The organism is Mycobacterium sp. E802 (assembly GCF_001666875.1).
In the GTDB taxonomy this organism is placed as follows: Bacteria; Actinomycetota; Actinomycetes; order Mycobacteriales; family Mycobacteriaceae; genus Mycobacterium.
On record NZ_LZJD01000020.1, the window covers coordinates 1 to 4,906 of the forward strand.

The window sequence follows — 4,906 nt, forward strand, 5'->3', positions numbered from 1 at the left end:
ATGCGCCGACACCTCATCCTCGTCGTCGCAATGACGGGCCACGACCTCCCCGATCAGCGCCAACCGCTCAGCCGCGGCGACCGCCTCAGCCCGCGTCGCATGCTCCAACGCATCAATCAGCGCCGCATCGGAGAGCGACGACGGATCAAGCAATTCGAACATGTGTTCGATCTTACGCCGATCGACCGACGTCAGCAATGTTTTTCGCGAGCGGAATGCGTTGTCGCTCGCTAGGTGGGCAAATCCAGGGAAGCCATGACGGAGTGTGGCCGATGCACAGCATCTACATGGCGGTAACGCTCGACCCCCGAGACCGCACACCCCGGTAGATACCGCGACGAACGATCCACGGCTGCAGGACGCGGTCGATCGTCCACGCCGGAAACCTGAAGGCAAACCCGTTGGGCGCGAAGACTTCCAACCCGTCCGGCTGAACCCCGAGCACCGACCCCCATCGGGTGGCCGGTGGCCGGTAACGGCGCATCCGGCCACCGGTGAAGTACGCGATGACGTTGTGCGCCAGCAGCCCGTCAGCGCGGTTGCGAGCCGACGACCGCAGCGAATCGGTGGCCGCGACGTCGCCGATGGCGAACACGGCGTCGGCGCCGGGCACCTGAAGATGCGGCGTCACCCGGACGAAACCGTCCTCGTCGAGAACGTCCGACGGCAGCCACGAGGAGTTGGGTCGCACCCGGCCGACGGTCCACAGCACCGCGTCAGCCTGCGCCGGCGGCTGGCCGGTGCTCCACTGCACGGGATCGGACGTGATCGCAGCACAATCGAAATCCTCGGGTATCAAGGCACGATGGCCAGGATGCATCGCCACCCCGGCCGCGGCGAGCCGACGCTCGACACGTCGACGGGCACGCGGATGATGTTGCTGCAGAACACCTTCGCCCGGAAAGTACAACGCGACTCGGGTGTCGGGCCACCGCAGCGCGATGTTTACCGCGCTGCTGACGGCTGCCGCACCGCCCCCGATCACCGCCACCGACCCAGCCGCGCCCAACCGGTCATGTGCGGCGTGGAGCCCGGCATCGACATCGCCTGCCGACTGCAACACACCCGGACGCCAGAAGCCGTTGCTCACACCGGTGGAGATGATCAGCGCGTCATAGCCGTGCACCTGCTCGGCCCCGTCGGCATCACGCACGGAGACGGTGCGAGCCGACAGATCCGCCGCGGTCAACGTCCCATGCACGGTGCGAACGCGGTCGAGCTCACGGAACCGGTCGAAGGCGATCCAATAGTCGCGCGCCCAATCGTCGGGCCGGGACAGCCGGGTCCCGAGCTCCTGACCACTGACCAGGCCTGGATTCAGCGATACCCCGACGACGTCATGGCGACGGGACAACCGGATCGCGGTGAGCAGGCCGGAATCGCCAAGCCCGGCGATCACCACGCGCTTGCGGTCCACAGTCGGTGACGGTACCGCCCGCCCGCACGAGTCCGGATCCGTTTGCCTATCGTGGCTGAATGAGCAGCGTCGCTGATGCGGACCGGGTCGCCGACCTCGCCCGCCGGGTCGTGGCAGATCACGACCCGAAGAAAGTTCCGATTCCCGAGTACCTGGCGGCCTGTTACGACGCCGGCCTGTCCTGGGTGCATTTCCCCGAGGGCCTCGGCGGTCTCGGGGTGTCGCGCGGCTTGCAGTCGGTGGCCGACCGCATCCTGCAGGGCGCCGGCGGTCCAGTGCCGTTGGGCCTCAACCCGATGGGATACGGCATGGCCGCGCCCACGATTCGCGAGCATGCCCAATCCGAGGAACTCAAGAAATCCTGGCTACGACCGCTGGCCAGCACGGAACACATTTGGTGCCAGCTGTTTTCGGAGCCGGGCGCCGGTTCGGACCTGGCCGGACTGGCCACCTCGGCGGTCCTGGACGGTGACGAGTGGGTGCTCAACGGGCAGAAGGTGTGGACCAGCCTCGCGCACCGGGCCCGGTGGGGCCTGCTGCTGGCGCGCTCGAATCCCGATGTACCCAAACACAAAGGCCTGACGTACTTCGTCCTGGACATGCACGCACCCGGCGTCGAAACCCGGCCGCTGCGGCAGATGACCGGACAGGCAGAGTTCAACGAGGTCTACATCACCGACGCCCGGATCCCTGATACACACCGGCTCGGCGCGGTGGGCAACGGCTGGAATGTCGCGATGACGACGCTGATGAACGAGCGCAGTGCGCTGGGTGGCAGTGGCAACCGGCGCGGAGCCGGCACCATCTCGGATGCGATGGCGCTGTGGGCGTCCCGGCCAGATCTACGGACTCCGGTGTTGCGTGACCGGCTCACCCAACTGTGGTTGCGCTCGGAGGCCCAGCGGCTGACCGCCGAGCGGTCCCGGGCCGCGGCCACCGTCGGCGGGCCGGGACCGGAAGGATCGATCGGCAAGCTGGTGGGTGCCGAACTGAACCAGCACATCTATCAATGGTGCATGGATCTACTTGGGCCCGAAGGGATCCTGTACCACGGCTACGGATTGCACGACAGTGACGACGAGGCGGACTGGCGCGGACCCGTTCAACAGCGCTTCCTGCGCAGCAAGGCCAACACCATCGAAGGCGGTACGTCCGAAGTGATGCGCAACATTTTGGGTGAGCGGATCCTCGGGTTGCCCGGTGATCTGCGAGCTGATGCTGGTATGCCGTGGAAGGAGATCCCACGTGGCTGAGGAACGTGAGTTCAGGTTCACCGACGAGCAGGCTCAGCTGCGCACGGCGGTTCGCAAGTTCTGCGCAGAGAACTTCACCGAGCAGACCGTACGCACGCTCATGGAGTCGGAGCCGCGGTTCGATCGGAAAGTCTGGGCCCGACTTGGCGCTGAGCTCGGCGTCCTGGGCCTGGCGGTTCCGGAGTCCGAGGGCGGGGCCGGCGGCACGCTCGTCGACCAGGCCGTCGCCGTCGAGGAACTTGGCGCCGCCCTGGCCTGCGGCCCGGTTTTCGGCACGGTGATGCTGGCCATCCCCGCGCTCGTCGCCGCGTCCTCGGGTCCCGTGCGCGACGAGCTGCTCGGCGCCCTGGCAGACGGCACTCGTACCGCGGCATTCGCGGTGCCAGATCAGGCGGGTGCGTTCGATTCGGCCGCCGTGAACGTGGCTGCGGCCGAGGATGGAACGCTGACCGGGACCGTGCAGCGGGTCGTGGACGCTGACGCCGCGGATCTGCTGTTGGTAGCGGCGACGGGACCCGACGGCGTGGCACTCTATGCGGTCGACGCAACCGAAGCCGGCGTACAGCGAACCCCGCTGGTCACCCTCGACCTGACCCGGCCGCAGGCCGACATCGTGTTCGCCGAAACACCGGCACAGCTGGTAGCCGGACCCGACGAAGCCGAGCGGGTCATCACTCACGCGTTCCAGGTGGCATGCACACTGTTGGCCGCCGAACAGGTCGGCGCCGCACAGCATTTGCTGGATCTCTCGGTGGACTATGCGAGATCGCGGCTGCAGTTCGGCCGACCGATCGGCTCGTTCCAGGCCGTGAAACACCGGTTGGCCGATTGTCTGGTCGATCTCGAGCATGCCCGCTCGACGGCCTATCACGCGGCCTGGGCATTGACCGACGGTACCGACGACCCGGCGCTGGCCGCCGCGATCGCACAGGCTACGGCGTCGGCGGCATTCGCCAAGATTGCGGCCGACACCATTCAGGTGCACGGCGGCATCGGGTTCACCTGGGAGCACCAGGCACATCTGTACTTCAAGCGGGCGACCACCGACGCCGCCCTCCTGGGAAGCGCTGAAGCCCACCGGTCCCGGGTGGCGGAACTGGTGCTCGACGACGCGACCGTCGAACGGGTGCCGCGGGTGGCGACGGGCACGCACTGATTGGTTGAAACCGCGCGGCAGGCCTTGCGCGACCGTAAGATCCCGCTGATGGAGCGACCGGTCGAGCACCGCACGCTGGCTGTCGACGGGGTGCGTTCCCCGGTGCTGGTCGCCGGGCCCGAGAGCCCGGAGGCCGTCGTGTTCGTGCACGGCAACAACGCCGGAGCCAAGTGGGACCGCCTGCTGACTCCTGTCGCCGGTTTCGCCCGGGTGATCGCCCCGGAGATGCCGGGTTTCGGTGGCGCCGACAAACCGTCGCAGTGGCCGTACACCGTTGCCGCCTACGCGGCACACCTCGACGCGCTCCTCGACCAGCTCGGTGTCGAACGCGCGCACCTGGTCGCCCACGATTTCGGCGGGCCATGGGCACTGGCTTGGGCCGCCGACCATCTCGACGCGGTCGCCAGCATCACGTTGATCAACGCCCCGGTGGTGATCAACCATTTCGCCGCCAAGCTGTGGCGCACACCGGTCCTGGCCGAGGTGATGTGGCGGGTCGGTACCCAGGCACTGATGCGACGCATGCTCGCCATGCGCGATCCCGGCCTGCCGACCGACGCGCTGGACTCCATCGCCGAGCACATGTTCGCCCGCGGCACCCCCGACGCGGTGCTGAAGCTATATCGGTCCACCGGTCCGGAAGCCCTTGCGCCGTATGCGGATCGACTCGCCGAGTATGCCGGCGACGTCCTGGTGGTGTGGGGCACCGAGGACCATTACGTGCCGTTCTCCCAGACCGACGCCTACCGCGAAATGTTCCGGAACTGCGCGGTGCAGCCCGTGCCGGGAACGGGCCACTGGCCCTGGCTCGAGCAACCCGACGTGGTGGCCGGACACGTCACCGAGTTCCTGCGCCGGCACATCGCGCCTGCCACTGACTAGCGGGTGACGGCGTCGATCGCCTTGTAGATACGTTGCTCGCTGACCGGACGCGGCGTGCCGAGGTGCTGGGCCCATAGACTGACCCGCAATTCCTCGATCTGCCAGGCGATGTCGCGGATTTTCGGGTCCTCGGCGCGGGCCGGTGACAACGCGGCCAGCAGGTCGTCGTAAGCATCCTCGACCGCGTGCACCCGGGTC

General features: G+C 67.7%; 5 protein-coding genes. 3 read left to right on the top strand and 2 right to left on the bottom strand.

What is annotated here, in order from left to right; all coding sequences use genetic code 11:
- Nucleotides 1-283 precede the first annotated feature (283 nt).
- Complete coding sequence (locus tag A5699_RS03110; protein ID WP_067765220.1) at nucleotides 284-1,417, bottom strand: FAD-dependent oxidoreductase; 1,134 nt, start codon at nucleotides 1,415-1,417, stop codon at nucleotides 284-286.
- A gap of 59 nt (nucleotides 1,418-1,476) precedes the next feature.
- On the opposite strand from A5699_RS03110, the gene A5699_RS03115 reads away from it, so the two are divergent.
- Genes A5699_RS03115 through A5699_RS03125 form a run of 3 tightly spaced genes read left to right on the top strand, consistent with a single transcriptional unit; the run spans nucleotide 1,477 to nucleotide 4,708 of the window.
- Nucleotides 1,477-2,670, top strand: coding sequence for an acyl-CoA dehydrogenase family protein (locus A5699_RS03115; RefSeq protein ID WP_067765223.1), 1,194 nt, complete (start codon nucleotides 1,477-1,479; stop codon nucleotides 2,668-2,670).
- A complete protein-coding gene (locus tag A5699_RS03120) occupies nucleotides 2,633-3,826 on the top strand; it encodes an acyl-CoA dehydrogenase family protein (protein WP_157561059.1) in 1,194 nt (397 codons plus the stop codon). Before A5699_RS03115 ends, A5699_RS03120 begins: the two co-directional genes overlap by 38 nt.
- Before the next feature lie 48 nt (nucleotides 3,827-3,874).
- Entirely contained in the window at nucleotides 3,875-4,708 is an 834-nt protein-coding gene (locus A5699_RS03125) for an alpha/beta fold hydrolase (RefSeq protein WP_067765233.1), read from the top strand.
- On the opposite strand, the gene A5699_RS03130 is transcribed toward A5699_RS03125, so the two are convergent.
- Nucleotides 4,705-4,906 (bottom strand): DUF3418 domain-containing protein (locus A5699_RS03130; protein WP_157561058.1); only part of this gene is annotated, 202 nt, incomplete at its 5' end. The genes A5699_RS03125 and A5699_RS03130 overlap by 4 nt on opposite strands.

Excerpts from the sequence above, each read along its gene's own strand:
- A5699_RS03115 (WP_067765223.1), top strand. The coding sequence starts at position 1,477 with ATGAGCAGCGTCGCTGATGCGGACCGGGTCGCCGACCTCGCCCGCCGG.
- A5699_RS03120 (WP_157561059.1), top strand. The coding sequence starts at position 2,633 with ATGCTGGTATGCCGTGGAAGGAGATCCCACGTGGCTGAGGAACGTGAG.
- A5699_RS03125 (WP_067765233.1), top strand. The coding sequence starts at position 3,875 with ATGGAGCGACCGGTCGAGCACCGCACGCTGGCTGTCGACGGGGTGCGT.